Genomic DNA, 18,188 nt, shown 5'->3' with positions numbered 1-18,188 from the left:
GTAAGATAAATCGACATATAAAAAAAAGGAATAGAGTACTATTCCTGACATAGATAAACTATGTGAATAGTAAAACGTCTATTTATTTCTTTTAAAAAAAGCTACAAATTCTATGTGTCTCCTATGTGGTAAAAAAGTTTTATCCAACGAATTATAATGAATACAAACAAATTCTTTTATCTGATGAAAAGCAAAGCAAACATTATCCTAGGACTTTTAGTACTGCTGATTGGAACAACAGTTTCGGCACAATCTTTAAAAGTGATGACTTACAATATCCGTTTGGATATAGCCAGTGATGGGCTCAATGATTGGTCGCATCGAAAGGACTTTTGGATTGCGCAAATGCAGTTTTATGCCCCAGATGTTTTTGGGGTACAAGAAGCAACACCTAATCAGGTAACGGATTTGACGCAAGCTTTTGCTAATTATGTCAAGGTAGGAATTGGTAGAGAATTGGAAGGAAAAGGAGAAGCCTCTTGTGTGTTTTTTAAAAAAGACCGATTTGATCTCCTACAATCCAATACCTTCTGGTTGTCCGAAACGCCTAATCAGGTTTCTATGGGATGGGATGCTGCGTGCAACCGAGTATGTACTTATGTTTTATTGAAAGACAAAAAAAGTAAGCAATTCCTTTGGGTATTCAACACGCATTTGGATCATATGGGTCAGGAAGCCCGTACCAAAGGAATTCAGCTTATTTCAAAAACCATAGCCGAACTAAATACTAAAAATTACCCCGTTATTTTTATGGGCGATTTCAATACGACTCCCAACGAGAGTAGAATTTTGGAATTGAAAAAAGTGATGGAAGATGCCAGAGATCTATCCCAAGAAAAACCTTTTGGACCCGAGGGAACTTTTAATGGATTTCGTTATGATGTGGCGGTGAAAGACCGAATTGATTATATCTTTTTGTCAAAAAATAGCGGGTTGACCGTTCAAAAATATGCGGTTTTGACTGATGCTAAAGACTTGCGCTATCCTTCAGATCATTTTCCAGTTTATGTAGAATTGGTACCAAAAAAATAATGAAATTATCATCAATGAATGACGGAAGCTTATAGTGTTGAAAGACAGTGTATAGGAAGTTCGTTGTTGCATTTGATAGAAAAAACTGATATGAAAAATAAGATTATACTAGCTTTTTTGATGTTCACGGGTTTTGCTTTTGCACAATCCAAGAATATTGATCAAAAAGTCGAGGCGTTATTGCGACAAATGACTTTGGAAGAAAAAATAGGGCAACTCAATCAATATACTGGTGATAATGCTGCTACTGGTCCTATCACCATTAATCCCAACAAACAAACCGAAATCAAACAAGGACTAATTGGTTCTATGTTGAATATTTTGGGTACCAAATATACGCGTCAATACCAAGAATTGGCCATGCAATCGCGTTTGAAAATTCCGTTGTTATTTGGTCAAGACGTCATTCACGGATACAAAACCACTTTTCCAATTCCTTTGGCGGAAGCCGCTTCCTGGGATTTGGAGGCGATGGAACTTACGGCAAGAATTGCAGCTACAGAGGCTGCGGCTGCCGGAATTCACTGGACGTTTGCGCCTATGGTCGATATTTCTAGAGATCCAAGATGGGGTCGTGTGATGGAAGGTGCTGGAGAAGATACCTACTTGGGTTCTAAAATTGCTTATGCAAGAGTCAAAGGTTTTCAAGGAAATTTAGGAGACGTTACTTCGGTGATGGCTTGTGTCAAACACTTTGCGGCCTATGGTGCTGCGGTGGGCGGACGCGACTATAATTCGGTAGATATGAGTAATCGAATGTTGTGGGAGACTTATTTACCTCCTTTCAAAGCGGCTTTAGATGCGGGTGCGGCAACATTTATGAATGCTTTCAATGACTTGAACGGAATTCCAGCCACTGGCAATGCCTATTTGCAACGCGATATTCTTAAAGGTAAGTGGAATTTTAAAGGTTTCGTAGTTTCAGACTGGGGCTCTATTGGCGAAATGGTCAATCACGGTTATGCAAAAGATAACAAAGAAGCAGCATTGGCAGCGATTACAGCGGGTAGCGATATGGATATGGAAAGCAATGCCTATCGTTATTATTTAGCACAATTGGTAAAAGAGAAAAAAGTGCCAATGGCTTTGATTGATGATGCGGTAAAACGGATACTGCGCAAGAAATTTGAGTTGGGATTGTTCGATGATCCGTTCAAATTCAATAATGAAGAACGCGAACAAAAAGCTTTAAACAATCCAGAACATCGAAAAGTGGCTAGAGCAATGGCGGCCAAAAGTATTGTTTTGTTGAAAAACGAAAAAGGAATTTTACCACTTTCAAAATCGACCAAAACCATTGCATTCATTGGTCCTTTGGTAAAAGAATACAAACAAAATATGGGCTTCTGGTCGGTAGAATTACCAGAATTGGATTATACCAAAGAGATTGTTTCGCAGTGGGACGGATTGCAAAATAAAGTAGGGAAGAATACACAACTTTTGTATGCCAAAGGTTGCGACATCGAAGGTGACAATACAGAAGGTTTTGCAGAAGCTGTTGCCGTTGCCAATCAAGCAGATGTAGTGATTTTGAGCATTGGCGAACGAAGAGATCAAAGTGGCGAGGCCAAAAGCCGTAGCAATTTGCGTTTGCCAGGAGTACAAGAAGAATTAGTAAAAGCCATTCAAGCTACGGGCAAACCAGTAGTCGTGTTGATCAATGCGGGTAGACCACTTATTTTTAATTGGACAGCAGATCAAGTGCCTGCCATTTTATATACTTGGTGGTTGGGTTCTGAAGCGGGGAATGCCATTGCCGATGTGTTGTTTCGGGATTACAATCCTTCAGGAAAATTGCCAATGTCTTTTCCAAGAGAAGAAGGACAAATACCAATTTATTACAATCACTTCAATACCGGAAGACCAGCGTCGAACGAAACGGCTACGAATTATGTTTCGGCTTATATCGACTTAAAGAACAGCCCTAAGTTTCCTTTTGGTTACGGATTGAGTTATACTACTTTCAACTACTCCGATTTACAATTGTCTAAAAAAGTAATGAAAAAAAATGAAACCATTACAGTTTCTTTTACCCTTACCAACACTGGAAAATTCGATGGAGAAGAAGTGGTGCAATTGTATCTAAAAGATCAAGTGGGTAGTGTAGTGCGTCCGGTAAAAGAGTTGCGTGATTTTCAAAAAGTGTTTTTAAAAGCAGGAGCTTCGCAAAAGATTACGTTTACTGTAGATAAAGAAAAACTAGCTTTTTATAATGCCAAATTGGAATGGGCGGCTGAACCGGGTGCATTCGAAGTGCAGTTAGGAGCTTCATCCGCAGATATTCGCTTGAAAGACAGTTTTGAATTAGTATTTTAATCTTTGAAAAAATGAAATTGAAAAATTTGACCTTTTTCCTTTTAATGCCTTTTATGCTTTTCGCTCAAACAAAAAAAGATACTATCAGAGTATATTATTTGGGAGGGCAATCTAATATGGAAGGCTTTGGCTATGTGAAAGAATTGCCTGATGCCTTACACAAAAAAAACAACAAAGCATTTATTTATCAAGGCAACCCAGTTGGGGATAATGATGCCAATGGCGGTTTAGGAAAGTGGGGCGTTTTGCAGCCTGGTCACGGAACAGGTTTTGTTTCGGATGGCAAAAACAACACGCTTTCTGACCGATTTGGGGTTGAGCTTTCGTTTGTTCAAAAATTGCAAGAGGCATATCCCAATCAAAAGATTGCCATTATAAAATATGCCCGAAACGGTTCAGCTATTGATAGCAGTGGCACTAAATTATATGGTTCTTGGGAACCTGATTTTAGAAGAGTAAAAAATCAATACGATTATTTTTTAAAAACAGTACAAGCTGCGATGGCTGTAAAGGATATCAATGGCGATGGTGTTGAAGACGTGTTGGTGCCTAGCGGAATTCTTTGGATGCAAGGCGAAAGCGATGCCGACAAAACAGAACAAATTGCGAACGACTATTATGACAATTTGAAACGATTGATGCAACTCATACGTGCCGCTTTTAGAAACAATGATTTGCCAATTGTCATTGGAAAAATATCCGATTCAGGTGATAATGAGTTGGGGAAAATTTGGCGTTTTGGAGAATTAGTCCAATACGGACAAGAAAAATTTGCCCTTACGGAACCCAACGTAAGTATTGTGCGAAGCACCTCCAAGTATCTTTATTCGGATAAATACCATTATAAAAGCGAGGGATATATAGATTTGGGAAAAGAATTTGCCAAAGCCATGTTGTTTTTGAACCACCAAAAACCAAAAAACTACTAATATGGTTGTTCCAAAACTAAACTGAAATATGTTTGTTACAATTCAAAAGCGGTACTTTCGGTTAGAAAGTATCGTTTTTTTTACTGGGTTCAATTGACTTTAGCAAAGAAAAAAATCAGTTAGATTTTCAATTGAAAGAGGTTGAAATTTGTAGCGTTTATTTGATTCTCTTGTTAGCCAATGGTCGATATGCCGTTGGGGTGTTCCTTTTGTTTTTTAGGAATGTATCTTCTGATATACGCAATTTTCCCTTTGATGGTTTTATGGGTTTCTAACTTTTTAATTTTAAGCTACTTTTAAATAACCAATTATTCATTGTGTAAAATGCTTTTTACCTCATAGAAGCATAGAATTTATAGCTTTTTAATAGAAATAAAAGACGTTTTACTATTCACATAACTCAGCTATGTGAAAAATAGTACTATTTCTATCATTTTCTTCTACAAAATTTTATCTATGATTCTAGCTTGCGCTGAGGTATCGAAGTGTGGTTATTTTTTTATTTTGTTTCACTTTCACCCAACAGTTATGAATTAGCGTTCATTCGTGTAATTTGTGGCGGAAATTTTAAAAGCGAATACTTGGCTTGAATAAAAATTTACGGTTTTGTTTCTCAAAAAAAACTAAATTGCGCTCACAATAGCGGCGTATTAATTTAAAGAAGATGCAGATGTTAATGAAAATACTCGAGAATAAAGACCAATTCCAACCTGGATTATCCATAGATTGTGTCATTTTTGGTTTTCATAACAACCAACTCAAAGTGCTCTTGAACAAGACCAAATACAGCGACCAATGGGCGTTGCCTGGCGGTTTTGTTCCCGTTGACGAAGATTTGGACCAAGCTGCAGTCTCTATTTTGTACGGACGAACGGGAGTCAAAGGCATCTTCCTGCGCCAGTTTGCCACCTTCGGAAAAGTGAAACGCAACCAGTCCGATTTTAGTCAAAAAGTCGTCCAATTTTATGGCCTTACCCCCGAAGCCGCACAATGGTATTTGAACCGATTTGTCACCGTGGGTTATTACGCCTTGATCGATTTCTCGCAAACCGTGCCCCAATCCGAGGGCAACAAAGAAGTGGTAGAATGGATTGACCACAGCGCCGTACCCGAACTCATTTTGGACCACCGCGAAATCCTAGACACCGCCTTGGCCACACTCCGCACCGAGCTCAATTTGATGCCCGTAGGCTACAACCTGCTGCCCGAAAAATTCACCATACCCGAGTTGCAAAAACTATACGAAACCATATTAGGACGCCAGCTCGACCGCCGCAATTTCCTCCGAAAAATCACGGCCATAGGCATCCTCATCAAACTCGACGAAAAGAAAAGCAACGTCGCACACAAGGCGCCCAACTTGTACCGTTTTGACAAAGAACGCTACGAAGAAGTCGTAAAAAACGGCCTCACCCAAGGCTGGTAATTTTACTAGTGCCAAAATCTAAAATCTCTATGATTGCTGATTCTTGATTAACGATTTTTTGATTGTGGAATTTAGATTTGAATTTTGAATTTTGAATTTTGAATTTGAGGTTTTGCAGATTGCATTCTTACAGAAAATTTTTATATTTTTTTGAAGAAAAAGAAATATATTTGGGAGACGATTTTGCGAAACCAACCTTCGACTATCTGCTCAATAATGGAAGTATAGTAGCTAATTTGTAGCAACTATGCACTGGTTACCAGCAAGGCTAAAACAACACTGCAACCAGAAACTAAAAAAAGACAAATTGAAATATGATAAATAAAGTAGAAAGACTTGTTTCCATTGGAAAATACCGAAATTACAATGCAGTTGGACAAGTTAACTTTAAAAAGCTCACCCTAATTTATGGAGACAACGGAGGAGGGAAAACTACTTTGACTTCTGTTTTTCGTTCATTGACAACGAACAATCCTGAAATAATTAAAAGTAGAATTTCTACAAATCATACGACAGCACAAGCTGCACAAATTACTCAAATAGCAACGCCACAGAATGTCTTCTATACTTTCGGTTCTGGAGGTTGGTCAGCTCAATTACCTGATATCGAAATTTTTGACATTCATTTTGTCAATGACAATATTTATTCTGGTTTTGATTTTAGTGATGACCACAGAAAACAGCTGCATCAGTTTGTTGTCGGAGCTCAGGGAGTTGCAATTCAAAATCAAATTGAGCAAAACAAAAATGCTAAAACAGCGTCAAAACAAAAACAAGCAACAATTGAAGCTCAATTAATTAAACAGGTGGGAAATAATCTAACCTCTGATTTAATCACATCTTTTCTTGCTATACCTACAACACAAGCAACCAATATCGACCAGTTGGTTACTGCTGCTGAGGCAGCATTAGCCAATGCAAGTGCAAATGCAATAATACAAACCTTGCAACCCCTTTCTAATCTTGTAAGGATTACGACAGGTATAGACTTTACCTCTCTTATTGCAGACTTACAAGCTACATCTCAAACTATTCAAAATACAGCTTTAGAATCTTTGTTTTCACAACATTGTCAAGACTTGTCGGATAATACACTAATTGAACCTGAAAATTGGTTGCAAAAAGGTTTTGCATATGTAGAAAGTAAACAAGCAGCTAACGAACCAAATATTTCCTGCCCGTTTTGCAAACAATCAATAGATTCGAACTCTGATATACTAAATGCATATGCAAGTAAATTCAATGCTGACTTCAATGCCTTAATTCAAAGACTTCAAACTCATTTACTATCGCTTCAAAACTTTAATTTAGAAGCAGCTATACAAGCGTTAAATAACATCAATCAAACAAACACAGAAAGAATTACTTCTTGGGCAACACATTTACCCAATACTGTTCAATCGCCAGTTTTTAATATCATTGCCAACGAAGTAGATTTAAGAACAGAGTTTCAAAATTTAATTGCATCGGTTCAACAAAAAATACAAAACCCAACAGCTGCTGTGGCTACCACCACAGTAACTACTTTTCAAAATTCAGGTCAAACGATTAATTGCAATATTGATAGTTACAATCAAAATGTTTTAACCTATAATGCAGCAATAACAGTATTCCGTTTTAGTATTCAAACTGTTGCAACTGCACAGCTTCAGGTAGATAGATTAAAAAGAATTAAAAAGAGATTTGAAACACCTATTGACACGCTTTGTAATCAACTCACAACTGAAAGGCAAACACTAAGGGGATTAGAAACAAAATATACACAGTTATCTCAACAGCAACAAGCGGCAGCTACTGCATTTTTCAACACCTATCAAACACAAATAAATCACTATTTAGGAAATGTTTTCAAAACGCATTTCAGAATAGAAAATGTTGTTCACGTTGCACCGCGAGGAAGGGCAACACAAAGTCAAATAGGCTATAAACTGACAATTGATGGAAAAGATATTTCGTTTGTACCCAACCAACCGTTCAACGCTAAAGAATGTTTAAGTGAAGGCGACAAGAGCACAATTGCTTTAGCTTTCTTTTTATCAAAACTTGATGTAGACCCAAATAAACAAGACAAAATATTAATTTTTGACGACCCTTTATCAAGTTTAGACACAAACAGACGAACTTACACAATTGGAATTATTAAATCATTGTTTTCGCAATTAAAACAAGTAGTTGTCTTAAGCCATAATGAATTTTTTCTTCACGAAGTCGGAAAAGACATTGGTATAAATCAAAAATGCACACTTCGGATAACGGAAAACTTTGTAGCAAAAGCCTCTAAAATTGAAGTTTGCGATTTAGACGAATTAGTTAAAATAGACTACTTTAAACACATTGAAAGATTAGAAGCCTTTAGAACTAGTCCAGACATTAATTTGAAAGATTCGGTTTTAGGTTGGTTGAGAAATGTATTAGAAGCACATCTGAGGTTCAAATTTTACAAAGAAATTCGTTCAATGACTGGACAACAAACCTTTGGCAGATTAATTTCTTTTTTGAACGCTTTTCCAGCTACGTTTAGAGACAATACAAATAGAGACGACATAATTTCAAAGCTAAATTTAATTAATGGTGTCTCTTGGAAATCGCATCACGGAGACCCAAATCCTGACTATACAACATTGGGTATGAATCCAAATACTATTACTGTTAGTGAATTGGACAATTTAATTCAAGACACTCTAAATTTAATTGAAATGCGATTATGACAATAGATGTGAATAGACAAAAAAGACATAAGCCCGCTCTGCAAAGTGTTCTTATAAATAGATGAATTTTATCGTTAAGGCTGCGTGAATGTCTCTAACTTCGTGCCATTTTAAATCGTTTTGTAAACCGATAAAGTGTTAAAAGTCTCCTGACTTTTTACGTAAATATCTTTAGAATGTTTTATGTGTCAAATCATTATATAAAACCCCGCTGTAGTACCCGAACGTTGTAAACAATGCTAAAAAACTAACGAAAAATGAAATACGCTGAATTTAATATTGAAAATAATAAAATAGAATTTCTGAATTCTGTATTCGGAATTGAAAGTGTTTTATTAAACGGAAAAACGGTTTCTAAAAAATTCTCATTCTCTGGAGTTAAACACAATCTAAACTTGCATTCTGAAAATTTTATTTTGAAATCAAAATACAAACAATTCGATAAAAGAGAAATCGAACTGGAATTAGTTAAAAACGGTAAGACAATTGAAAGACAAATTGTTCAAGCAGACAAAAGACAAAGACTTTGCTGGGTCTTGATTGGAGCTGGATTAGGAATTGGAGCATATAAACTCTTAAATCTTATAATTTAGAATCCGCTCCACAAAGCGTTCTAAATAGCAGATAAATTTGTTGTGTATGATGCCTCGTTCTTCGAGAAGATAAATGTGTAAAGATGAAGATTATGTTCTTCCAAATGAAGATTTGCAACAGTTCTTGTATTTTCCTAACTTTAAAATTCGAGAATAACGAATTTATTAGTGTCAAACTACACTAGTGACATGAAAAGTACTATTAGAAAGTAAAAAGTAATTTTTGATAGGTAAGCCACAGTGTTTTATTCACTTATGTGGCTTCTTTTTTGAATTTGTCAAGTCTTTTTATTTTTTCAATTTATTGGCAATCAATTTGATGTCTTGCTCTTTGCTTTTAGGGTAAATCAACAAAACATCTTCTTTATCTACAATAATAAAATCATGTAATCCATCAATCACCACTAGTTTTTTGGCAGCGGTACGGATGATATTGTTAGAAGCATTTTCTAAAATTACGGTGGCATTGACCACGGCATTATCTTGGTTGTCTTTGGGCAATTTGTCATAAAGTGACCCCCAAGTGCCTAGATCATTCCAATCGAAAGTAGCGGATAAAACAAAAGTGTTTTTTGCTTTTTCCATGATGGCATAATCTATGGAAATATTTTCGGCTAATGGATAATTTTCTTTTATAAAATCATGCTCAGAGGCGGTATTATAACTACTATATCCCTTCATAAAATGAGCCAACATGGCTGATTGAAATGCTTCGAAAGCTTTTAGAATAGAAGGAATACTCCAAATAAAAATCCCTGCATTCCATAAAAAATTCCGACTCTGAATAAATTTTCTGGCGGTAGGATAATCAGGTTTTTCACGAAACTGAACGACTTTTTTTATAGGTCTGCTATCTAATTTATCATACTCGATGTAGCCGTAACCTGTATTCGGAAAAGTAGGTAAAATACCCAAAGTCATTAGGGTGTCTTCTCTTTCGCACAAATCAAAAGAGAGTTGCAAATTAGCAATAAACTGCACTTCATCTTCAATCCAGTGATCACTTGGAGCTACCACGACTACAGCGTTTGGATTCAGTTTTTTGATCTTTAGCGAAGCAAATAAAATACAAGGAGCCGTATTTCGCATGGCGGGTTCCAAAACGATTTGATCCTGACTCACCATAGGCAATTGCTCTAGGACAATGGAATTATAAGCATCATTGGTAAGGATTAGTATGTTTTCTTTAGGAATTAGCTGCGATAATCTACTGAATGTTTTTTGTATCAGCGTTTCTCCCGTTCCTAACATATCGTGAAATTGTTTTGGGAAATCTGTTGTGCTCACTGGCCAAAATCGTGACCCTACTCCTCCAGCCATCAAGATGGCATAATAATTTTTATTCATGGTATTTAGTATCATTTAGCACTTTTGCCATATAAGATGGAAGTGCATTTAATGTGGTAAGAGTTCAACTTCTGCATTAGGATTAAACAAATACATCCGATTGGAACTCAACTCTACACATTCGTATCTTTTGGTTCTTAAGGCTCCTTTCCTGAAAATTTTTCCGTTATGGATTCTAAAAACACTCCCATACGGAAGTTCAAAGATATAGTTTTTATCGCTTTGTTGGTCAAACTGTTTTAAGGCCAAAGCCAAAGTAGCATCGGTATCGCTACTTGCTGCTGGATTTTTAAAATGCCTTGCTAATAAAGGCAGTAACTGGTTCGGGAAAATTTCGGGTCTTATAAACGGAACCATCAAACGTTGAAAAGTATATTTCCATTCGGAGCCGTGTGGTTTAATGTTGCGGCCAAACTTTTCAAAAGCCACCAAATGGGCGATTTCGTGAATTAAAGTGATTAAAAAACGGTATTTGTTTAAGTTTGAATTTACCGTGATTTCGTGTTTTCCAGTACTTCCTCTTCGATAATCCCCATGACGAGTCACCCGTTCATTGACAATTTTCAAATGCACCTGATTCGAAACAATCAGTTCAAAAACTGGCTTTACGGCGTGTTCGGGCAAATATTTTAAAAGGGTATCGCTCATATTAATTCCCCCTTTTGGGGGCTAGGGGGCTAAGGATTACTGGTAGTGACTTGCAACACTTTTCCGTTATAGTATTTGTTTCCGGTAAGTGTGAAGTCGAAAATATATTGAGCCATTTCAGCAGCCGATAATGGAGCTTGGTACCCAGGAAAAGCTTCTTCAAGCATTTCGGTTTGAACGGCTCCCAACGCTAATACATTGAACGCAATACCTTGTTCTTTGTATTCTTCGGCTAGCAATTCTGAAAGGGTAATTACCGCTCCTTTACTAGAACTGTAAGCGGCCAAACCAGCAAATTTTAAACTTCCTTGTACACCACCCATCGAACTAATGGTAACCACATGACTTCCTTTTTGCAAATAAGGTAATACAACTCGCGTCAAATTGGCCACTCCAAAAACATTAACTTTATAAATGGCTTCAAAATCCGCTTGCGTAATGGTAGCAAAAGGTTTATTCAATAAAGCGCCTGCATTGTGGATAATGGCATCTACATTTTTCCAGCTGTTATCGAGAAAATCAGTTACTTGATACAAATCGTCTTCTGAAGACAAATCGACAGACAAGCAAGTAATGTTTTTATTTTCGATTAACGCTTGAGGTGTTTTTCTTGAAAGGGCCAACACTTGATGACCTGCATTGGCGAATTGCAAAGCCAGTTCAAATCCGATGCCTCTACTGGTGCCAGTAATGATAATTTTTTTCATAAAGCAAAAATAACAAAACCGAAACAATTTGGCTTTGAAAAATGCAAATGCTTATCATGCAAGGCTAATTTTAGCTTCAATTTTGTATTTTTAAAACTAATTTCCGAAATCATGCCATCAAACATCAAAATTACAATAGCTACTGAAAAAGATATTCCAGGAATCGTAGCCTTGCACCAAACCAATTTGGTAGTCAACTTAACCGAAGTAGAGAAACAAGGAGGATTTGTAACCACTGCTTTGACCGTTGCCCAAATTCAAACTGTAATCCAGCAACAAGGCGTCTTTATTGCAAAAGATGATAATTCCATCATTGGATTTATTATTGCAGCCGACTGGGAATTTTTTAAACAATGGCCTATTTTTGAATACATGATACAATTGTTTCCGAGTTTTTCTTTTAAAAATTTCGAAATAACTACTACTAATAGCTTTCAATATGGACCTATTTGCATCGACAAAAACTACCGAGGGCAAGGCATCATCACGGAGCTCTTTGACTATATGAGAATTCAAATGATGGAGAAATATCCTTTGTCTTTAACTTTTATCAACAAAATCAATATTCCTTCATATAAGGCGCATGCCGAGAAACTTTGCTGGGAAGTAATCGATGAATTCCATTATAACAGCAATGTCTATTATGTTTTGGCTTACGAAATGAGTAAACCTAATAAATTAGTTTAGCTGTTTTTAATTTTCACTAGGATTACATACTATTGGACTTATGTTGTAATTTCCATAAGAATGCTTTATAAATTAACAATTTCGTCTACCGAAACAATTTTGATATTTCCCTTTTTGAGCAAAAAAACGCTTGGCAATTCAGAATAAGAAAAGTAAATAATCTTACCTTTTTTGGCTTTTTTAAAACCTGTAATTATGCATAATTGTTTCAATTGGTTTTCGTTTAAGGTTCGAAACAACTTGTGATTACTTAGATACCAACATTTTAATTCTTCAAACATGAAAAAAATGTATTTTTTATAAATAAAAAAACCATCAAAAAAATAAGATGGGGCAAATAGGAACTTACCGTCTTACTTTTTTAATGGTTTGAAAATATATTTAGCTTAATTACGAAACCAAACCTCTAGAAATCACGATACGTTGGATTTCTGAAGTTCCCTCATAAATTTGAGTAATTTTAGAATCACGCATCATACGTTCTACGTGGTATTCCGCTACGTAACCGTTTCCACCGTGAATTTGAACCGCTTCGTTGGCTACTTCAAGTGCAATTTCAGAAGCATACAATTTGGCCATTGCACCAGAATGTGCAATATCTTGTCCAGCATCTTTTTCGCAAGCTGCTTTCATTACCAGCAATTTCGCCGCTGTAATTTTAACATACATATCGGCTAATTTAAAAGCAATGGCTTGGTGTTTGAAAATTTCTTTTCCAAAGGCTTTGCGCTCTTGCGAATATTTCAAGGCTAGTTCATAAGCGCCTGTTGCAATTCCTAAGGCTTGAGAAGCAATCCCGATTCTTCCACCGTTCAAAACATTCATGGCAAAAGCAAATCCAAAACCATCGGCACCGATTCTGTTTTCTTTAGGTACTTTTACATCAGTAAATAATAAGGAGTGGGTATCACTACCGCGAATGCCCATTTTCTTTTCTTTTGGACCAATTTCAAAACCTGCCCAACCTTTTTCTACGATAAAAGCATTGATTCCTTTGTGTCCTTTTTCGATATCGGTTTGCGCAATTACGATATAGGTAGAAGCCGTACCGCCATTTGTAATCCAGTTTTTGGTTCCATTTAAAATGTAATGATCTCCCTTGTCTATCGCTGTAGTTTTTTGAGAAGTAGCATCCGAACCTGCTTCTGGCTCTGATAAGCAAAACGCACCAATCACTTCGCCTTTAGCCAAGGGTACAAGGTATTTCATTTTTTGCTCCTCGTTACAGTATTTTTCTAATCCTGCACAAACCAATGAATTGTTCACAGACATAATTACTGCTGCAGAAGCATCTACTTTGGCAATTTCGGTCATGGCCAAAACATAAGAAACACTATCCAAACCAGCGCCACCATATTTGGGATCTACCATCATCCCTAGAAAACCAAGGTTACCCATCATTTTCACTTGCTCGGTTGGAAACTTAGAATGTTCGTCTCTTTCAATAACTCCAGGTTGCAATTCCGTTTGAGCAAAATCTCTTGCTGCCTGCTGAATCATCAAATGCTCTTCAGTAAGGTTAAAATCCATGTTGTATTTAGTTTATATTAAGTAAGTATTCAAATTTTGAATCCAAAAGTAGAATTTATATATTAAAAACTCAAACGATTTCGTCAATTTAGCTTTTGTTTAAAATAATTGACATTTTTTTTTGTACATCGCTAAAAATATGGCTTAGAATCTTCTGTTTTTGCACAAAATAAGATTTTCTTAAAACAGAAAGATCATCCGTTTTTGGAATAAGGAATACAACTTTTAATCTTTTATTACTATGAGAAAATTACCTTATTGATCAAAAGTATCATTTTATCGTTTTTTAGACTCATAATAATTTAACACAATAATGATGTAAATGTTATTTTTTAAATTAATATTTTGACTTGCCAAATGATACTGATTTAAATTAAAACAAAATATTTAATACTTGTCAGCTAGGCAAAAATCTATATTGAATAACCTTTGGCTTACTATAAATTTGCACTCTATTTTTAATTCAGTACATTTTATGAGAAAAGCGATTACTTTATTTGTGGTATTCTTTTTAACACTTTCATTTTCAAAAGGAATTGCCCAAGAAAAATTTAAGATCAATGGGGTTACAGTTCCTAGAACCATCGATTTTGAAAATCAAAAATTACAATTGAACGGGTTCGGATCTCGAACAAAATTTTGGACAGATGTTTATGTACAAGCTTTGTATTTGACACAACTATCAGAAGATGCTAAAGATATATTAGATAGTGATACTAATATGGGGATTCGTTTGCAAATCACTTCGTCTTTGGTGAGTTCAGAGAAGCTTTCGAAATCTTTGCACAAAGGGATAGTAAAGTCGATTGGCGAAGAAAACCTACCGCAAATCAAAATGCAATTGGATATGTTAGAAGAACTATTAAACCGAGAAGCAACAGTAGAAAATGATGCTTTTAATTTGATTTATTCTTCTACCGAAAAAGCAATCTTGGTATACAAAAACAGTAAATTGGAAGGAAGAATTCCAGGGTTTGATTTCAAAAAAGCCTTTTTCGGAATTTGGTTGTCGAACAATCCTGTAGATACTGAACTTAAAAACGCGCTTTTAGGTAAAGTAAAATAAAAGTATCGTACAAAATCCCCCTTTTTGCCAAAAAAAAGAATTGCCGTTACTGATTATCAATCAGGAGCGGCTTTTTTTATATGCATGTTAATGGACAAAATTGACAACCCTTTGAATTACTTCTTTACTTTTTAAATCGTGACCTAATCCTTCGGTCAAGACCAATTGGCTGTTTTTCCAATGTTTGTTTAATCGAATAGAATAATGATGATGCGTTGCTTCATCTCCTTTATCGTGAATGATTAAAGCTGGAATAGTAAGAGGCTCAGCAAATTTTGCAGTAGAGAAATAGGTAGGCGATTGCCCCAATTGTAACTCAAACTCTTTGATTATTATCTCTAAAGCTTTTGAACTCAAACCTAGGGTTTTCTTATAGAAGTCAAAAAAATCAGTAGCTTCACCTGGAGCTCCCATGATGACAACCTTTTCTATGTTATTGGTCTTGTATTGATTTAAATAATAAGTCGTTGCAAACCCACCAATAGAATGACTAATAATTGCGTTAACTTCTGGTTTTCTTTGCAAAAACAGTGCAATTACTTGCGCATACAAAACCACATGAATCATTTTACCAGTAGACAATCCGTGGGCAGGAGCATCTAGCGCATAAACGGTGAAGTCATTATTTACCAAATGCTCTACATACTTTTTCCATCTAAAGGAATGACTTGCCCAACCGTGTACTAATAGTATTTTTTTGGAACCGTTGCCCCATTTATAAGTTTGGATTTTATAGTTTTCATACTCCAATACCTCAGCAATGCCTTTTTCCAAAAATTGCATTTGATGTGGTTTCACTTTATGAGCAAATGGGTTGCAAAAAAGTGCAAAACCTTTTCGCTGTAGCATTTTTGGGTGAACACAGGCCAAAATATTAAAGTAAAATCCTATGTTTTTTTGAATCACTTTCTTTAATTTCATCTTGTTTTTGATTTTTTGATACCAATCGGTATCGTTTTGGGTAAATTTTTTTATAACAATACATCAGCAACAATCCAATTTTTTAGATGCTTTACTACCGTTTCTATATCATTATTAGAATCCTGTAATTTACTCATCATAATACCGCCTTCAAGCGAGGATATCATAACAATGGCAACCAATTTTTCGTTGACAATTGCATTCACTTCTTTATGCGTTTTACCATTGATAACAATCGTTTCTATAGAATTTCTAAAGACCGTTAAGGCTTGTAAAGCCTTGTCTTTTAGTATCATTGTGGTGTCGTCAACTTCTGTTGAAACATTTAACAGAGGACAACCTCCACTAAAAAAAGGCTCATTGATGTAGTCTTGAAATAGTTCTAAAACACAAAATAATTTATCTCTTGTATTCCTTTCGGCTTTGATTCTTTTTTGCAAAGTCTCAAAAATCGAATGCATCATCTTTTGAAATGCTTCGATTTCCAGCTGCTCTTTATTTTCAAAATGGCGATAAATGGCGCCTTTTGTCAATCCAGTCGCATTCGTAATGTCGCTCAATGAAGTAGCCCGATACCCTTTTGTGTTAAAAAGAGTAATCGCTTCTTGCAGCACCTTGCTTTTTGTAATTTCTGACGACTTCATACGCAAAGATACCGATTGGTATCAAATATTTCAAAAAATGTGAAATTTTTTTTTTCATATACTGAAAAAAGTAAATTTGCTTAACAAAATAACACCCATTTTTAATGAAAGATTTATTAAAGAAATTCGAAAATAAACAGCCTGAAATCATCTTCAATTGGAAAGATTCTGAAACCGAGGCCGAAGGATGGACCGTAATTAATTCCTTACGTGGAGGTGCTGCTGGTGGCGGTACAAGAATGAGAAAAGGATTGGATATGAACGAAGTTTTGTCTCTAGCCAAAACGATGGAAGTAAAATTCTCTGTTTCTGGACCTGCGATTGGTGGTGCCAAATCAGGCATCAACTTTGACCCTAACGACCCAAGAAAAAAAGGCGTTTTACAACGTTGGTACAAAGCAGTTTCTCCTTTATTAAAAAGTTATTATGGAACCGGTGGCGATTTGAATGTAGACGAAATCCACGAAGTTATCCCAATGACCGAAGAATGTGGCGTTTGGCATCCACAAGAAGGAGTTTTTAACGGACACTTCAAACCTACCGAAGCAGACAAAATCAATCGCATCGGGCAATTACGCCAAGGTGTAATCAAAGTAATAGAAAACCCAAAATTCTCTCCCGATGTAACCAAGAAATACACCGTTGCCGATATGATTACCGGTTATGGCGTGGCTCAAGCTGTTGGACACTATTACAGTATTTACGGTGGCGATATCAAAGGCAAAAAAGCGATTGTTCAAGGTTTTGGAAACGTAGGTTCGGCCGCAGCTTTTTATCTAGCCGAAATGGGCGCTAAAATCGTTGGAATCATTGATAGAGACGGAGGATTAATCAACGAAAATGGTTTTTCTTTCGAAGAAATCAGAACCTTATTTTTGAACAAAGACGGTAACAAATTGGTTTCCGAAGATATGATTCCATTTGAAGAAATCAACCAAAAAATATGGACTATTGGCGCAGAAATATTCACGCCTTGTGCTGCCTCACGTTTGGTAACCCAATCCCAAATCGACAGTTTAATTGCCAACGGATTGGAAGTTATTTCTTGTGGCGCGAACGTTCCTTTTGCCGACAAAGAAATCTTCTTTGGCCCAATTATGGAAGACGTAGACCACAAAGTAAGCTTGATTCCAGACTTTATTTCCAACTGTGGAATGGCAAGAGTTTTCGCCTATTTTATGGAGAAAAAAGTACAAATGACTGACGAAGCCATCTTTCAAGACACGTCCGAAACCATCAAAAATGCTATCGTAAAAGCACACGCTTTAAGCGCTGCAAAAAACAACATTAGCGCGACGGCTTTCGAAATCGCTTTGAAACAATTGGTATAAAATCAACATACAAATTTCCCAAAGGTGCGGCTCATCAACCGCACCTTTTTTTATACTTTCCCATTTCATTTTTAGGAGCAGCAACAAAAGGCTTTCTGGGCAGCATCGTCCCGCTGTCCGTTATATCTTTGCCTTTTTAAAGAAAAAAGGCAAAGGATGCCACTGCCATCCTACCGTCTGGACACAAATATTTTTATGTTAAAATGGCACGCAGATTAGGCAGATTATCACTGATTTTTGGTTGTATTTTAAAATATTATTTATAAAACTTATGTTTTTTCTACACATTTTTTTAAAAGACAA

At 36.1% G+C, this 18,188-nt stretch carries 15 protein-coding genes; 9 read left to right on the top strand and 6 right to left on the bottom strand.

The features are described from left to right. Positions 1–183: 183 nt before the first annotated feature. The 6 genes from O9307_RS00075 to O9307_RS00050 all read left to right on the top strand — a co-directional run bounded on the left by O9307_RS00075 (position 184) and on the right by O9307_RS00050 (position 9,004). Positions 184–1,032 (top strand): endonuclease/exonuclease/phosphatase family protein, encoded by an 849-nt coding sequence (locus O9307_RS00075; protein WP_298293869.1) that lies wholly within the window; start codon positions 184–186, stop codon positions 1,030–1,032. Positions 1,033–1,122: 90 nt separating this feature from the next. Continuing rightward, a complete protein-coding gene (gene bglX, locus O9307_RS00070; protein ID WP_298293866.1) occupies positions 1,123–3,348 on the top strand; it encodes a beta-glucosidase BglX in 2,226 nt (741 codons plus the stop codon). A gap of 11 nt (positions 3,349–3,359) precedes the next feature. Next, positions 3,360–4,277: a sialate O-acetylesterase gene (locus tag O9307_RS00065; RefSeq protein ID WP_298293862.1), complete on the top strand. Its 918-nt coding sequence runs from the start codon at positions 3,360–3,362 to the stop codon at positions 4,275–4,277. A 670-nt stretch (positions 4,278–4,947) separates the two neighbouring features. Continuing rightward, a complete protein-coding gene (locus O9307_RS00060) occupies positions 4,948–5,703 on the top strand; it encodes an NUDIX hydrolase (RefSeq protein ID WP_298293860.1) in 756 nt (251 codons plus the stop codon). Positions 5,704–6,017: 314 nt separating this feature from the next. Beyond that, on the top strand, positions 6,018–8,411 hold the full coding sequence (locus tag O9307_RS00055; RefSeq protein WP_298293857.1) for an AAA family ATPase: 2,394 nt from the start codon (positions 6,018–6,020) through the stop codon (positions 8,409–8,411). A gap of 257 nt (positions 8,412–8,668) precedes the next feature. Next, on the top strand, positions 8,669–9,004 hold the full coding sequence (locus O9307_RS00050) for a hypothetical protein (RefSeq protein WP_298293854.1): 336 nt from the start codon (positions 8,669–8,671) through the stop codon (positions 9,002–9,004). A gap of 288 nt (positions 9,005–9,292) precedes the next feature. Here O9307_RS00050 and O9307_RS00045 read toward each other — a convergent pair whose 3' ends face one another. Genes O9307_RS00045 through O9307_RS00035 form a run of 3 tightly spaced genes read right to left on the bottom strand, consistent with a single transcriptional unit; the run spans position 9,293 to position 11,706 of the window. Next, complete coding sequence (locus tag O9307_RS00045; protein ID WP_298293924.1) at positions 9,293–10,351, bottom strand: mannose-1-phosphate guanylyltransferase; 1,059 nt, start codon at positions 10,349–10,351, stop codon at positions 9,293–9,295. A 48-nt stretch (positions 10,352–10,399) separates the two neighbouring features. Continuing rightward, on the bottom strand, positions 10,400–10,999 hold the full coding sequence (locus O9307_RS00040) for a SprT-like domain-containing protein (protein WP_298293851.1): 600 nt from the start codon (positions 10,997–10,999) through the stop codon (positions 10,400–10,402). 29 nt (positions 11,000–11,028) lie between these two features. Then, positions 11,029–11,706 (bottom strand): SDR family oxidoreductase, encoded by a 678-nt coding sequence (locus tag O9307_RS00035; RefSeq protein WP_298293848.1) that lies wholly within the window; start codon positions 11,704–11,706, stop codon positions 11,029–11,031. A 111-nt stretch (positions 11,707–11,817) separates the two neighbouring features. On the opposite strand from O9307_RS00035, the gene O9307_RS00030 reads away from it, so the two are divergent. Next, positions 11,818–12,393, top strand: coding sequence for a GNAT family N-acetyltransferase (locus O9307_RS00030; RefSeq protein ID WP_298293845.1), 576 nt, complete (start codon positions 11,818–11,820; stop codon positions 12,391–12,393). A 390-nt stretch (positions 12,394–12,783) separates the two neighbouring features. Here O9307_RS00030 and O9307_RS00025 read toward each other — a convergent pair whose 3' ends face one another. Continuing rightward, positions 12,784–13,923: an acyl-CoA dehydrogenase family protein gene (locus tag O9307_RS00025; protein WP_298293842.1), complete on the bottom strand. Its 1,140-nt coding sequence runs from the start codon at positions 13,921–13,923 to the stop codon at positions 12,784–12,786. Between the two features lie 475 nt (positions 13,924–14,398). Here O9307_RS00025 and O9307_RS00020 point away from each other — a divergent pair, with 475 nt between their 5' ends. After that, positions 14,399–14,989, top strand: a complete 591-nt coding sequence (locus O9307_RS00020) for a chalcone isomerase family protein (protein ID WP_298293839.1) — start codon at positions 14,399–14,401, stop codon at positions 14,987–14,989. Between the two features lie 87 nt (positions 14,990–15,076). Here O9307_RS00020 and O9307_RS00015 read toward each other — a convergent pair whose 3' ends face one another. Together O9307_RS00015 and O9307_RS00010 are read right to left on the bottom strand one after the other, a co-directional pair. Continuing rightward, the gene (locus tag O9307_RS00015; protein ID WP_298293836.1) at positions 15,077–15,910 is read right to left on the bottom strand and encodes an alpha/beta hydrolase; all 834 of its coding nucleotides are present in this window, start codon (positions 15,908–15,910) and stop codon (positions 15,077–15,079) included. A gap of 50 nt (positions 15,911–15,960) precedes the next feature. After that, complete coding sequence (locus O9307_RS00010; RefSeq protein WP_298293834.1) at positions 15,961–16,554, bottom strand: TetR/AcrR family transcriptional regulator; 594 nt, start codon at positions 16,552–16,554, stop codon at positions 15,961–15,963. A 104-nt stretch (positions 16,555–16,658) separates the two neighbouring features. On the opposite strand from O9307_RS00010, the gene O9307_RS00005 reads away from it, so the two are divergent. After that, a complete protein-coding gene (locus O9307_RS00005; protein ID WP_024981448.1) occupies positions 16,659–17,885 on the top strand; it encodes a Glu/Leu/Phe/Val dehydrogenase dimerization domain-containing protein in 1,227 nt (408 codons plus the stop codon). Positions 17,886–18,188: the final 303 nt, after the last annotated feature.

It is taken from the genome of Flavobacterium sp., assembly GCF_027531905.1.
GTDB lineage: Bacteria > Bacteroidota > Bacteroidia > Flavobacteriales > Flavobacteriaceae > Flavobacterium.
The sequence above is the reverse complement of the archived record's forward strand: the minus strand, read 5'-3'. Positions and strand labels throughout refer to the sequence as shown.